Below are 13,049 nucleotides of genomic sequence, written 5' to 3' on the forward strand. Positions count from 1 at the left end.
CGACGGCACCGCGAGCGCGCCCGAGTTCACTGGCCGATCGTCGCCACGACGACTCCGTCGTCACCGCCGTGAACGCTCCACACGCTCCCAGTGCCGACCACACGAAGCGCGCCCTCGCCGACGATGAGCGCAGTGTGCTCGTCGATGGCGAGCCCGGAGTCGAGCTCGCCGGCCTCGACCGCGGCGATGAGGCGTGTCAGCGTTCCCCACTGCGCAGCGTGCACATCGATGCTCAGGTCGACCAGCCCGATGCCCGCGGCGACGGTGACCTGGTCGAGGTCTTCTCCGCACTGCTCCGAGCACACGGGCACTTCGCCGATGCGCCACCCGCCGATGATCGCGGCGTCGGCAGCGATCATCGCGCCGGCCGAGTAGCCGAGGTAGGGCAGGCCATCGGCCACCAGCAGACGCAGTTGGCCGATGATCGGCTCAACGGCGTCGAGGTATGCCGGGGTCAATCCACCGCCGATGAGCAGACCGTCGATCTCGCTGAGCACGGCGGTCTCGAGCGACTCGCCTTCGAGCAGCAGCGATGTGACCGGTTCCACCGGAGCGGCGTCGCGCAGCATCCGCTCGAAGTCGTCACGGTACCGCTCGCCGCCATCGCGCTCGGCGACGACCAGGACGAGCGCGACTCGCGGCACGGCGCGACCGGAGGCGCTCGCCCGCTGGGCGCTCTCCTCGAGGAACGGGACGAATACGGCGCCCGCGTCTCTGGGCGGCCAGCCCCCGCCGACCAGGTGAATGCTCATGGGTGAGAGCGTAATCGCACCGAGCCACCCGGCACGGCGTACCCGATTCCGCCGCCTCCATCCGGCACCCGCCGGCCCGTTCGACCCCCGATCGGCCGACATGGCGTGCCCCATTCGGGGGGATTATGCTGCGAACCGATGATCGAACCGGCCGCCGCGACCACTGATCGCACGCCGCCGCCTCGCGTCCCGATGTGGGATACGGCTCGCTTCCTCTGTGTAGCACTCGTCGTGATCGGGCACGCCATCCAGCGGCTCATCCACGACAGCGACCTCGCGCTCGGCGGCTATCTCTTCATCTACGCCTGGCACATGCCGGCCTTCGCGCTCATCAGCGGCTACTTCTCGAAGGCGGGACCGCCGACAGAGCTGCGCATGAGGCGGATGATCACCGACATCCTGCTGCCCTACGCCATCATGGAGTCGCTCTGGACGACGGTGAAGTTCGTGGTCGAAGGACGACGGGTGTTCGACCCCACGACGCCCTCTTGGACGCTCTGGTTCCTGCTGGCGCTCGCGATCTTCCGGCTGATCCTCCCCTACCTCGCGCTCATCCGGTGGCCTCTGCTGCTCGCGATCGCGGCCTCGGTGGGCATCGGCTACCTCGACAATGTCGACAAGACGTTCTCGCTGTCCCGGGCCATCGGCATCCTCCCGTTCTTCGTGCTCGGCTGGCGAATGCGCGAATGGGATCTGGTGCGCCGCTGGTTCTCCGGCCTCATCCCCCGCTGGCCCGTGCGCATCGCGGCGGTCGCGCTCTTCGCGGCATGGGCCGTGATCGTCTGGATCGGCATCGACCTCTGGCGCGAGACCGACCTGCGCTACTGGTTCTTCTACGACCGCGCCTACGACCGCCTCGGCGATGCGGAATGGTGGTTCGGGCTCGTCCGGCTCGGAGTGCTGATGCTCGGAGCGGTGCTGGCCATCGCGTTCCTCACGCTCGTGACCAACCGGCAGCTGTGGATCACGCCCTTCGGCCGCTCGACGATGTACATCTACCTGCTGCACAGCTTCGCGCTCTACCCGCTGAGGGAGTCCGGGATCCTGGAGGGCACCGCGGCCCCGAATCTGCTGCTCGTGATCATGATCGCCGTGGGCGCGGCGCTATCGGTACTGCTCGGCACGAGTCCGGTGCGGCGGTTCTTCCAACCGCTCATCGAGCCCCGCGCCGAATGGCTGTTCCGTGAGAGCGAGAGCGAATCGCGCCGAACGTCCAGACCCGGGCCGACGGGATCAGGCTGAAGGTGTGCAGCACGTTGCATTACGCCATGTTGCTCGCCCATTGACCCGCTTTCGCAGCGCTGCCTATCGTGACTCTGCGAGCGGGGCACCAGCCTCGTCCCCGAGCCTGACGCCCACCACCCCAAGGAGCACCCCATGAGCGACTGGAAGTTCGAAACCCTGCAGATCCACGCCGGCGCTGCGCCCGACCCGACCACGAACGCGCGTGCCACGCCGATCTACAAGACCACCTCATACGTGTTCGACAGCACCGAGCACGCCCAGAACCTGTTCTCGCTCGCCGAGAGCGGCAACATCTACACGCGCATCATGAACCCGACCCAGGCCGTCGTCGAAGAGCGCGTCGCCGCACTCGAAGGCGGCACCGGTGCGCTGCTGCTCGCTTCGGGTCAGGCCGCCTCGACCTTCGCGGTGCTGAACATCGCGCAGGCGGGCGACCACATCGTGTCATCGTCGTCGATCTACGGCGGCACGTACAACCTGTTCAAGTACTCGCTCGCGAAGCTCGGCATCGAGGTCACCTTCGTCGAGAACCAGGACGATGTCGACGAGTGGGCGCGCGCCGTGCGCCCGAACACGAAGCTCTTCTTCGCCGAAACCATCGGCAACCCGAAGATCAACGTGCTCGACATCACCGCCGTCGCCGAGGTGGCGCACCAGAACGACGTGCCGCTCATCGTCGACAACACCATCGCGACGCCCTACCTCATCAAGCCGCTCGAGCACGGTGCCGACATCGTCGTGCACTCGGCGACGAAGTTCCTCGGTGGCCACGGCGTCGTGATCGGCGGCGTGATCGTCGATGGCGGACGATTCCAGTGGTCGAAGCACGCCGACAAGTTCCCTGGCCTCACCGATCCCGACGCCTCGTACCACGGCGTGAGCTACACCGGCGTGCTCGGCGATGGAGTGGCCTACATCATCAAGGCGCGGGTGCAACTGCTGCGCGACCTCGGCGCGGCCATCTCGCCCGACAGCGCATTCACGCTGCTGCAGGGGATCGAGACCCTGAGCCTGCGCATCGAGCGCCACGTGCAGAACGCACAGGCGGTCGCCGAGTGGCTCGAGAACCACCCTGATGTGGCCTCGGTGAACTACTCGGGCCTCCCGTCGAGCCCCTGGTACGCGACCGCCAACAAGGTGGCGCCGAAGGGTGTGGGAGCGGTGCTCTCGTTCGAGCTCAAGGGCGGGGTCGACGCGGGCCGCGCGTTTGTCGACAACCTCAAGCTCTTCAGCCACCTGGCGAACATCGGCGACGTCCGCAGCCTCGTGATCCACCCGGCATCGACGACGCACTCGCAGTTGACTCCTGAGCAGCAGCTCACCACCGGTGTGACGCCGGGGCTGGTGCGCCTCTCGGTCGGGCTCGAGCACATCGATGACATCAAGGCCGATCTCGAGGCCGGCTTCGCTGCCGCGCGCAAGGTGGTGGCGGCGAGCGTCAACGCTTAAGCCGTATCGGAGCGAACTCCTTCTGACGAGCGGATGCCGCGGGCGCGAGCCTGCGGCATCCGCTCGTCTCGTCTGCCGCCGAAGACGCCGCGGTGGCCGACTCGTAACACTGCCCCCGCGACCGCACGGGTTCGGGATACTGGCTAGACCATGGATTGGCAGACCTCCGAAGACACCGTTCCCTCCGAGTTCATCACCGAGGCGAACGTGCGGTCGGTGCTGGGCAAGCCCCCGGCGAGCGGTGCATGGCGCGAGGGAGACCACCCCGGGCAGCGCCTGTTCGTCTCGATCGGTGCTCTGCAGCTCGAGAGCGGTGAGCGTCTTCCCGGCGTGCGCATGGCGTACGAGACGTATGGCGAGCTCAATGCCGCCGGCGACAACGCCGTGCTGGTGCTGCACGCCCTGACCGGCGACAGTCACGTGGTCGGCGCGCCAGGGCCAGGGCATCCGACAGCCGGGTGGTGGGGCGGAATCGTCGGGCCGGGTCGCGCCATCGACACTGAACGCTGGTTCGTGGTGGCTCCGAACATGCTCGGCGGCTGCCAGGGCAGCACTGGCCCCGCGTCGCTCGGCCCGGGCGACGCCGAGTGGGGGGCCCGGTTCCCGTTCTTGACGATTCGTGATCAGGTGGCCGCGCAGCACGCGCTCGGCGAGGCCATCGGCATCGAGCGCTGGGCCGCCGTGGTGGGCGGCTCGATGGGCGGGATGCATGCGCTCGAGTGGGGCGTGAGCCACCCCGATCACGTCGAACGCCTAGCCGTACTCGCGGCACCCGCGATCTCGAGTGCCGATCAGATCGCGCTGAACTCGGTGCAGACCGAGGCGATCAGGGTGGATGCCGCGTTCAATGGCGGCGACTACTACGACGCCGCCGACGGCGACGGCCCTCACCGCGGGCTCGCCCTCGCTCGGCGGATGGCGCTGCTCAACTACCGCTCTCCCGACGAGCTCAATGCGCGGTTCGCGCGCAGCTGGCAGAGCGGCATCTCGCCGCTTGGTCACGGCGGCGTCTACGCCGTCGAGAGCTACCTCGACTTCCACGGCAACAAGTTCACGAGGCGATTCGACGCGAACAGCTACATCACGCTGGTCAACGCGATGAGTTCGCACGACATCGGCGCCGGCGATCGCGGAGGCGTCGCCGCAGCGCTCGAGCGGATCACCGCCCGCACGCTGGTGCTCGGCATCGACTCGGACCGGCTGTTCCCGCTCGCCGACCAGCAGCGCATCGCGAAGCATCTCCGGAACGGCATCGACGGCGCTGAGCCGGCCGTGATCTCCTCGCCATACGGGCACGACGCGTTCCTGATCGAGGACGCCCTGGTCGGCGCCCATCTGCGCCGACTCCTCGACGAATAGCAGGGGCGCTCTGGCTCGGGGCGCTCCGCCCGGGAAGCATCCAGAGACCGAAAACCCAGCGACGGAAAACCCAGAGACGGAAAAGGGGCCGCGTCGATGACGACGGCCCCGCTCCGTTCCCCCAATGGAATGCTCCGATGCGCGGGCGCTGCTGCGCTCCCCCCGAAGGCAGCGGCACCGGCGGCCCTGCCGCAAGGCGGGCCCGGGAGCATTCGTTCGTGGCGGCCGGGTTTCCCCGGTGTACCCCTCTGTCTACCCCAGATTAGTGCCCGCGGCGTCGCGGAATCGACGGGGTGGCACCCCCACTATTGGTGTGGCGACGTGTCACTATTGGAGCGATGGATCTGCTCTCGAAAGAGCGCGACCGGTTGCTTCACGACCTCTCGCGCCTCGTCGGCATCCTCGCAACGGGGGTTGCATTCGCTTGCCTCAGCGTGCCGGGGGTGCTCCCCTGGACGTCGTACCTCGCGACGCTGCCGCTGTTCGCACTGCTCATCGTGGCTCACGCGCGCTCGGGCGGCTCGGTCCCCGCGCTCTGGGTTGCGCTCGGAGCCGCCGCCGGGCTCGGCATCATGCTGGTCGCGATCCTGTCGCCCTCCGGCGTTCCCCTCGGCGATGTGCTCCTCGATGACGCCGGACTGGGTGACCCGCTCGATACGCCGCTCGACGGCGCTCCCGCCGCTGCGGACGAGGCTGTGACAGCATCCGTCGCCACGTCCCTCGCGGTGCTCGGAGCGGGCGGTCTCGGAGCATTCGCGCTGCTCCTCGTGTCGTCGGTGCGGCAGGTCGCCGTGCTCGCAGCTCTTGGTGCCGTCACCACCGGCTTGGTCGCAGCGGCCGACTGGCCCTCTGCAGGCCCGCCTGCCGCCACCGCGATCGGCTGGGCCGTGCTCGGGTTCACCGGCGTCTGGCTTCGACAGCTCGTGCCCATGGTGTCTCGGAGCATCCGCCACATCGGGCGGGCGCACCAGGTGGAGCGCCACTCGAGCGAAACCGAGGCGCGACGTCGCCAAGGCGCGCGACTGCTGCACGACACCGTGCTCGCGACGTTGACGCTGCTCGCCCACTCCGGAGTGGGCGTATCGCCGACTGCCCTTCGCCAGCAAGCGGGCGACGATGCGCGACTGCTCCGCCAGCTGCGCATGGGAGCGACGCCGACGCCGCAGTCATCGGGACAGTACCTGCTGGAACCAGTCGCAGAGACGGAACTCGGCACGACCCTCGAATCGGTGAAGCAGCGGTTCAGCCGCATGGGACTCGAGGTGTCGTGGCACGGCACTGGGCAGGTGCTGCTGCCCAGCCATGTGCTCGATGCCTTCCTCATGGCGCTCGCGGAGTGCCTGGAGAATGTGCGCAGGCACGCCCAGGTCACCCAGGCCGATGTCACGATCACGACCGATGAGCAGGCGGTGCGCGCGATGGTGACCGATAGCGGTGTGGGCTTCGACATCGACGAGATCGACGAGCACAGACTCGGACTGCGGGAGTCGGTGGTAGGACGGCTGCAGGAGGTCGGCGGCACCGCCAAGCTCTTCTCAACACCAGGCCAAGGCACCACGGTCGTGCTCGAGGTGCCACGATGAGCCGCACCTTGGAGTACTCGCTCGCCACGATCATCCGGCGTACGCGCGATACCGGCCCGATGCCGCGAGCGGTTCGCCAAGCCACGGAGCGAGGTGCGTCGCTCGGCGTGGGGTCGCTGTCGCTCGGTGCTGCGATCGTCAGCATCACCTACGCGGTCGCCGCCTTCGCCTTCTACCTGACTCAGCTGCCCTGGCATCCGGCTCCCGAGCTGTCGGCGCTCGCGTGGCTCGTGCATGCCGCGACGCTCACCGGCACGCTCATCACGCTGCGACGCATCGGCCGAGAGATGCCCTCTTGGCTGTTCGCCGTGCTCATCGTCGGGCTGGCTCTGACCGTCGCCATCGATTTCGCGGCGGTGTGGACAGTGCCGGGCATCATCGGGAATGCGGCGGCTGCGGCATCCGCTGCCTTCTCGACACTGCTCCTCAGCTCGCTGCGACCCGCACCCCAGGTGTTCGCGCTCGTCGCGCTGGTCGGTGCGGTATTCGTCGCGGCGATCTCCATCACCACGAGAACGCCTGCCGAGACGCTGCCGGTGCAGGTCGCGGTGCTCGCCAGTGTGCTGGCCCCGGGACTGGTCGGCCCATGGATCGCACAGCGCTTCCGGTCGATGGTGCAGCTCGAACTCGATCGCGTGCTGGTGCACAGCACGGTTTCCGCGCCCCCGTTCGCGGTGGGGCTCCTGGCCTCCGAGCAACTCGCACGGCTCGACCTCGCTGCCGAGAAGCTGCTCGACTCGGTCGCCACCGGTCGTGCGCCCCTGCCGCTCGACCCCAAGACCGCGACGACCGCCGCCTCGCTCGCAACCGAGTTGCGTCTCCACCTTCTCGAGGGACGTCGTGAGACCTGGCTGCAGCACGCCGTGAGCGAGTCGGAGCTGCTCCGTAGATCGGTGCTCCTCACCGACTCCGGAGGGCTTGCAGGGCTCCTCGAGCCCAGGCAGCGCGATGGCCTGCTCTCGGCGATCTGGCTGCTCGTCGGCGAGGTGAACGCGCGGTCGGTCGTGCGTCGCATCACGCTGACGCTCGGTCCTGCCACCCAGACCCGGCTCACACCCGTCGGCCACCGGCTGATCGTGCCGATACGGCTCGAGATCACCGGCATCGGCCGGACGCAGGTCGACCCTGCAGCGTGGAATGCGATCGGCGCAGTCGGCCGGTACACGCACTCACTGATCCGGAAGGGCATCGTCATCGACATCGAGTGCCTGGCAGACAACCCGGGGCAATGACCATGACGGATGCTGCACCGCGTGACTCGCTGCACCGCCGCAGAGCCCGTTCGGCCACCCGCGCAGGTCGATCATCGGCGGTTCCGCACACCGGCCGACGTGGTCTTGCGTGTGGGCGGCGACCGTTACTCTGAAAGCAGACGTCGAAAGGGGATCGTGACGTGGGGAGCGAAACAGCCGCTATTCGGGTGGCGATCGTTGATGATCACCGGATGCTGTTGGGGGCACTCACCGAGTGGATCCGCAATGCCGCGGACGACATCGAGACAGTGCTGGCCGTGCCCACGTGGGCGGAGCTGCTCACCCACCCGGCCTTCCCGTCTCGCGTCGACGTCGTGCTTCTCGACCTCGACCTCAAGGACAACATCCCGGTCGCGCTGAAGATCGCGACACTGCGCACTTCTGGCGTGCGCGCAGTGCTCATGAGCACCTACTCGGAGCCCAACGTGGTGCGCGAGGCGCTCGCCGCCGGCGCCCTCGGGTACCTCGTGAAGAGTGAAGACGCCGACATGATCGTCGAGGCGATTCGCGCCGCCGCGAACGGCGAGTCGTTCGTCTCGGCCGAACTCGACATGGCGCTGTCGCAGAACGACGAGAGCGGCAGTCCGCGACTGAGTGCGCAAGAGCGCCGCGTCATGGCGCTCTACGGCGGTGGTGAACCGGTCAAGTCGGTCGCGTACCAGCTCTCGATCTCCGAAGAGACCGCGAAGAGCTACCTCAAGCGCATCCGTGAGAAGTACCGCATGGCGGGCATCGACGTGGGCACCAAGGTCGCGCTGCGCAAGCGCGCGATCCAGGACGGCATCCTCACTCCGACTGACATCCCGGGCGGCCAGTTCTAGCTCATCCGCCTGCGGATTCGGTCGCGTGGATGACCGGGCGCTGACCCTCGGCATGCCGCGGGGCGCCCGTCGTTGTCGACGAGCGCCCCGAGCAGTGCCTGCGCGAACGATCAGCGGTCGGAGCCTCGCACGCCAGTGTCGGCCTTGACCTCGGAGCTCACCGAGAGCCCCTTGCCCGCCTTGACGTCAGCCGTGACGCCGGCCTCGGCACCATCGGTCTCGGTCTCTGCTTCAACGCCGACGGAGACGTCCGCCGCGCCGCCGAGCGTCTTCGCGCGCTCGGAGACCTCTGCGCCGAACTCCGCACCGATCTTGTCGTCGGCCTGCGCCTTCTCCGAGACCCAGGCGCCGAACTCGGCACCCTCAGAGACGGTGGAATCCACGCCGTCCTGTACCTCATCGGCGGTCTCATCGACCGTCTCATCGACCGTGTCAGTCACCTCGGTGACCGGCGCCTCGATGTCTTCCGGCTCGACCTCGGGGGCTTCCTCAGTGACCGAGAACACGCGGTCGAAGGCGTCCTGAGCCGGGTCCGGCAGCACACCTGCTGCTCCGACACCGGCGGTCGCCGCAACAGCGACTGCCGAGCCGAGGGTCAATTTCGCAGCGATCCCGAGACCTGCGAGCCATTCGAGCATTCGTTTTCCCATCTTTGTCTGCGGCATCGCCTCCGACACCGCAGGGTGTTCGCGCGACAGCCGATCGGCCGCCGCCAAGACGCCGGCCGGTTCGGGCGCGCCCTGCTGCGCCTCGAGGCCGAGTCGCTCGGCGAGCGCAGCACTGGGCTGCGCGATCCGGGCGAACGAAGCATGACGGAACGCGGCGATCTCGTGGGCCAGCGCGTCCAGGTCTGGACGGCCGGCGGGCGCCGTGCCTTGCACGAGCGACTCGATGTCGCCTTCGCTGATCCTCTGCTTCGTCATCTCATTCACCGCTATCGTCCGGGCCGCTGTCAGGGGTACGGGGTGGCGCAACTTTTTTTCGTAGCTGCGCGATCGCTCGTCGCTGCAGCGCCTTCACGGCCCCCACCCGCTTCCCGAGCACCGCCGCCACCTGCTCGATGGTGAGGTCTGCGATGATCCGCAGCACCATCACATCGCGCTGGTCGGGTGCGAGCGAATCGAGCAGCGCGAGAGCATCCCTGTCTCCCAGGCGGGCTGTCGCTTCGTGCTCAGCGCTGGCCGACCGCCGCAGATCTCGCTCGGGCGTCCACGGCTCATGTTCGCCTCGACGTTCGCGTCGTCGAAGCTCGTCGACCAATCGCCGGTACGCGATCGAGAACACATAGGACCGGAACGCATCGCGATCGCCGTGGAACCGGCCGATCGTATCGAAGACCGCGAGGAATACCTCACTGGCGAGGTCTTCTGGCTCGCGAGATCCGCGGGCGGAGAGAAACGCTGTGACCGCGGGCGCGTACTCGACCCAGATGGCGGTCGCCGCCCACTGCTCGCCGTCCCGAGCAGCCGCCAGCACGGTCTCGAACGACGTCTCACCGGGTTGAGGGCGTTGCGCTCGCATCACGCTGAGCGAGTGTACGTGACCCCCGCCTGGGGGATGCCGGAGCCGTTCGGTGCGGCGCCCGACGGAGGCCCGGGGTCAATCGTCGGTGTACGAGTCCCCCGCCAGCTCGCGCTCGAGCCGTTCCACCTTTCCGTCGATCTCGTCCACGTAGCCGGGGCGGATATCCGCCTTGATCACGAGGGACACTCGTGATCCGTAATGGCCGACCGCCTCGGTGGCGCGTTTGATGACGTCGAAGACCTCGTCCCACTCGCCCTCGATCGTGGTGAACATCGAGTCGGTGCGGTTGGGCAAGCCCGAGTCGCGCACGATGCGCACGGCCGCCGCGACAGCGTCGTGCACGGAACCGTCCGCGCGGCCGGTTCCGCTCGGGGCGACAGAGAATGCGACGAGCATGAGGGCTCCTAGGTCTCGGGGCTGGGTGAGCGGAAGTTCTCCGTCGGCACACGCCTCCTGCGACGTGCTCGAGGAGGCGAAGGGCCTCTCAGGGCCTCGCTCCCAGCGTGCCACGCCCGGGGTCGACCTGCACCTGCTGTCAGGGCTCACGAACGGGCACGAGCCACGCCGTGACGGGGTATCGGATGCTGTGAGCGGTGGCTATTCTCGCAAAGGTGGCCGACCAGCACGGCGGAGGCGAACTGCGCGACAGCGCGGAGCAGTCGCGCCCGGCCGGCGAGGTTTCACCCCCGAGCACCTCGGGCATGCGCGACTTCGCGCATGTGCTGGTGAACACGATGATCGCCAACGTGACGACGAGCTTCCTCTGGTTCGCGCTGACGTTCTGGGTGTACCTCGAAACCCGATCGGTGCTCGCCACCGGCGTGATCGGCGGTGCGTACATGCTGCTGATCGCCGCCTTCGGCATCCTGTTCGGCACCATCGTGGACCGGCACCGGAAGCACCGTGTGATGCTGTTCTCGAGCACGGTCACCCTCATCGCGTTCGCGGTCGCCGGGCTGATCTACCTCGCACAGCCGGAATCGGCGCTGGTCGACCTGGGCGGCCCCTGGTTCTGGCTGTTGGCAGGGGTGATCCTGTTCGGCTCGGTCGTCGAGAACCTTCGCAACATCGCACTCTCGACCACCGTCACCCTGCTCGTTCCCGTCGAGCGCCACGCGAACGCAAACGGCATGGTCGGCACAGTGCAGGGCCTCGCGTTCATCGTGACGAGTGTGTTCAGCGGACTCGCCATCGGCTTGGTCGGCATGGGATGGACGCTCGTCATCGCGGTCGTCTTCACGGTCGTGTCGTTCGTGCACCTGCTGTTCGTGCGCATCCCTGAGGAGCGGCCGGTCACCGACGACGGAAGGCCGCCGGCGGTCGACCTCCGCGGCAGCATCGCGGTGATCCGTGCCGTGCCGGGCCTCTTCGCGCTCATCGTCTTCACGACCCTGAACAACCTCATCGGCGGTGTCTACATCGCGTTGATGGACCCCTACGGGTTGACGCTGTTCCCTGTCGAGGCCTGGGGAATCGTCTTCGGCGTCAGCTCGACGGGGTTCATCATCGGCGGCATCCTCGTCGCGAAGTTCGGCCTCGGACGCAACCCCATCCGCACGATGCTCACGATCGTCGTCGTGATGGGGGTGCTCGGCGCAATCTTCACAGTGCGCGAATGGTGGTGGCTCTACGCCGCCGGAATCTGGCTGTACATGGTGCTCATCCCGGCCGTGGAGGCGGCCGAGCAGACGGTGATCCAACGTGTCGTCCCCTTCCGCCGCCAGGGCCGCGTCTTCGGGATCGCCCAGGCGTTCGAGGCGGCTGCAGCGCCCATCACCGCGTTCCTGATCGCGCCGATCGCCGAGTTCTGGATCATCCCCTACATGCGCTCCGACGCCGGCGCATCGGCCTGGGGGTGGCTGCTGGGCGAAGGAGACGCGCGCGGCATCGCGCTCGTGTTCTTCATGAGCGGGCTGGCGTTGGTCGTGCTCGCAGTGCTGGCGTTCGCCACGCGCTCGTACCGGATGCTGTCGCAGGAGTTCTTGGCCGGTAGAGCGGAGACACCCGCGGCTGCCACAGCGTGAGGTGAGCGCCGACGAGGAGGCGCGCCTCATCGGCGCTTCGTTCAGGCTTCCGGTTCGCGAGTCGCTTGCCGGGCGAGTTCTGCTATCACCTCGGGCAGGTGTTGGCACAGCTCCAGCACGGTGAACGGTCCTCCCCTGGATGCGCGGTTCGCGGCGATGCCGTGCACGACCGCGGCGCTCGCAGCCAGCCCAGCCAGCGCGGCGGCATCGGCGCCGCTCGCGGCCTCCGCTTCCCACCGGGCGGCTCTGGTCGCGAGCATGGCACCGAGTACGCCGCCCAGCGCGTCGCCCGCGCCCGCTGTCGCGAGCCAGGGGGTGGCCGATCGAGCACCCACTACGACGTCTCCGCCGGCGACGACAGTGAGGTTCCCCTTGAGCAGCACAACGCAGTCCCACCGACGCGAGGCCTCACTCGCAGCGGCGACCGGATCGGCGACCACCGCGTCGCGCGCGGCTCCGAGCATCCGCGCGAGTTCACCGGCGTGAGGTGTGATGATCAGCCGCCCCGGGTTTCCGGTCGAGCGGTGCAGCCCTTCGACCACGAGATCGAGCGCTCCGGCGTCGGCCACGACCGGCACTCCGTCGGCGAACGCTTCTCGAAGCGTGCGCTCTGTGGAGGCGCCCCGATGCTCGGCGTCGATGCCGCTGCCGACGAGCCAGGCCTGCACTCGCCCCCGCGCCAGGACCGCCTCAGGGCGACGCTGCAGCACGAGCGAGCCGACGGCTTCCGGGCCGACGTAGCGCACCATGCCGACGCCGGTGTGCAAGGCCGCGTCGACGCCGAGCACCGCGGCTCCCGGATACGCCTCCGACCCGGTAGCGATGCCGAGCACTCCGCGCGAGTACTTGTCGTCGTGCTCGAGAGGCGCGGTGAGGTACCGCGCGGCGTCAGCGGGGCGCCAGGTTCGCATGGTGCCACGATAAGCGAGCCAGACTGCTCCCGCCGTGGCGGCTTCACGGTCCGGGCGCGGCCCATCGCCCACAGACATCCCGTTGGACGCCGCCGCGCTGTCCGCAGCGCAACCGCGCCTCGGACCGC

11 protein-coding genes and 1 pseudogene are annotated in these 13,049 nt (G+C 68.4%); 7 read left to right on the forward strand and 5 right to left on the reverse strand.

Annotated features, from left to right (window positions below; all coding sequences use genetic code 11):
• Positions 1–26 precede the first annotated feature (26 nt).
• The gene (locus tag ABV606_RS03100) at positions 27–752 is read right to left on the reverse strand and encodes a Type 1 glutamine amidotransferase-like domain-containing protein (protein WP_353988306.1); all 726 of its coding nucleotides are present in this window, start codon (positions 750–752) and stop codon (positions 27–29) included.
• 138 nt (positions 753–890) lie between these two features.
• Between ABV606_RS03100 and ABV606_RS03105 the strand changes: the two genes are divergently transcribed.
• The 6 genes and pseudogenes from ABV606_RS03105 (at position 891) to ABV606_RS03130 (ending at position 8,462) form a co-directional block, all read left to right on the forward strand.
• On the forward strand, positions 891–1,994 hold the full coding sequence (locus tag ABV606_RS03105) for an acyltransferase family protein (protein WP_353988307.1): 1,104 nt from the start codon (positions 891–893) through the stop codon (positions 1,992–1,994).
• 132 nt (positions 1,995–2,126) lie between these two features.
• A pseudogene (locus ABV606_RS03110) lies at positions 2,127–3,446 on the forward strand (bifunctional o-acetylhomoserine/o-acetylserine sulfhydrylase); the annotation flags it as partial.
• A gap of 150 nt (positions 3,447–3,596) precedes the next feature.
• Complete coding sequence (metX, locus tag ABV606_RS03115) at positions 3,597–4,805, forward strand: homoserine O-acetyltransferase MetX (RefSeq protein ID WP_281487228.1); 1,209 nt, start codon at positions 3,597–3,599, stop codon at positions 4,803–4,805.
• A gap of 338 nt (positions 4,806–5,143) precedes the next feature.
• Positions 5,144–6,388 (forward strand): sensor histidine kinase, encoded by a 1,245-nt coding sequence (locus ABV606_RS03120; RefSeq protein WP_281487227.1) that lies wholly within the window; start codon positions 5,144–5,146, stop codon positions 6,386–6,388.
• On the forward strand, positions 6,385–7,620 hold the full coding sequence (locus ABV606_RS03125) for a hypothetical protein (RefSeq protein WP_353988308.1): 1,236 nt from the start codon (positions 6,385–6,387) through the stop codon (positions 7,618–7,620). Before ABV606_RS03120 ends, ABV606_RS03125 begins: the two co-directional genes overlap by 4 nt.
• A gap of 161 nt (positions 7,621–7,781) precedes the next feature.
• Positions 7,782–8,462, forward strand: coding sequence for a response regulator (locus ABV606_RS03130; protein ID WP_281487225.1), 681 nt, complete (start codon positions 7,782–7,784; stop codon positions 8,460–8,462).
• 110 nt (positions 8,463–8,572) lie between these two features.
• On the opposite strand, the gene ABV606_RS03135 is transcribed toward ABV606_RS03130, so the two are convergent.
• From ABV606_RS03135 to ABV606_RS03145, 3 genes are all read right to left on the reverse strand, one after another.
• Positions 8,573–9,385, reverse strand: a complete 813-nt coding sequence (locus ABV606_RS03135) for a hypothetical protein (RefSeq protein WP_353988309.1) — start codon at positions 9,383–9,385, stop codon at positions 8,573–8,575.
• Position 9,386: 1 nt separating this feature from the next.
• A complete protein-coding gene (locus tag ABV606_RS03140) occupies positions 9,387–9,983 on the reverse strand; it encodes an RNA polymerase sigma factor (protein ID WP_353988766.1) in 597 nt (198 codons plus the stop codon).
• 78 nt (positions 9,984–10,061) lie between these two features.
• Positions 10,062–10,382, reverse strand: a complete 321-nt coding sequence (locus ABV606_RS03145) for a thiamine-binding protein (RefSeq protein ID WP_281487222.1) — start codon at positions 10,380–10,382, stop codon at positions 10,062–10,064.
• 305 nt (positions 10,383–10,687) lie between these two features.
• Between ABV606_RS03145 and ABV606_RS03150 the strand changes: the two genes are divergently transcribed.
• Positions 10,688–12,010, forward strand: coding sequence for an MFS transporter (locus tag ABV606_RS03150; protein WP_353988767.1), 1,323 nt, complete (start codon positions 10,688–10,690; stop codon positions 12,008–12,010).
• Positions 12,011–12,051: 41 nt separating this feature from the next.
• Here ABV606_RS03150 and ABV606_RS03155 read toward each other — a convergent pair whose 3' ends face one another.
• Entirely contained in the window at positions 12,052–12,921 is an 870-nt protein-coding gene (locus ABV606_RS03155) for an ADP-dependent NAD(P)H-hydrate dehydratase (RefSeq protein ID WP_353988310.1), read from the reverse strand.
• Positions 12,922–13,049 lie beyond the last annotated feature (128 nt).

The sequence above is a fragment of the Ruicaihuangia caeni genome (genome assembly GCF_040536845.1).
Lineage (GTDB): Bacteria > Actinomycetota > Actinomycetes > Actinomycetales > Microbacteriaceae > Ruicaihuangia > Ruicaihuangia caeni.

What these genes read in the sequence shown, in the direction of transcription:
- ABV606_RS03100 (WP_353988306.1), bottom strand. Translation starts at nt 752, where the DNA reads ATGAGCATTCACCTGGTCGGCGGGGGCTGGCCGCCCAGAGACGCGGGC.
- ABV606_RS03105 (WP_353988307.1), top strand. Translation starts at nt 891, where the DNA reads ATGATCGAACCGGCCGCCGCGACCACTGATCGCACGCCGCCGCCTCGC.
- metX (WP_281487228.1), top strand. Translation starts at nt 3,597, where the DNA reads ATGGATTGGCAGACCTCCGAAGACACCGTTCCCTCCGAGTTCATCACC.
- ABV606_RS03120 (WP_281487227.1), top strand. Translation starts at nt 5,144, where the DNA reads ATGGATCTGCTCTCGAAAGAGCGCGACCGGTTGCTTCACGACCTCTCG.
- ABV606_RS03125 (WP_353988308.1), top strand. Translation starts at nt 6,385, where the DNA reads ATGAGCCGCACCTTGGAGTACTCGCTCGCCACGATCATCCGGCGTACG.
- ABV606_RS03135 (WP_353988309.1), bottom strand. Translation starts at nt 9,385, where the DNA reads ATGACGAAGCAGAGGATCAGCGAAGGCGACATCGAGTCGCTCGTGCAA.
- ABV606_RS03140 (WP_353988766.1), bottom strand. Translation starts at nt 9,983, where the DNA reads ATGCGAGCGCAACGCCCTCAACCCGGTGAGACGTCGTTCGAGACCGTG.
- ABV606_RS03145 (WP_281487222.1), bottom strand. Translation starts at nt 10,382, where the DNA reads ATGCTCGTCGCATTCTCTGTCGCCCCGAGCGGAACCGGCCGCGCGGAC.
- ABV606_RS03150 (WP_353988767.1), top strand. Translation starts at nt 10,688, where the DNA reads ATGCGCGACTTCGCGCATGTGCTGGTGAACACGATGATCGCCAACGTG.
- ABV606_RS03155 (WP_353988310.1), bottom strand. Translation starts at nt 12,921, where the DNA reads ATGCGAACCTGGCGCCCCGCTGACGCCGCGCGGTACCTCACCGCGCCT.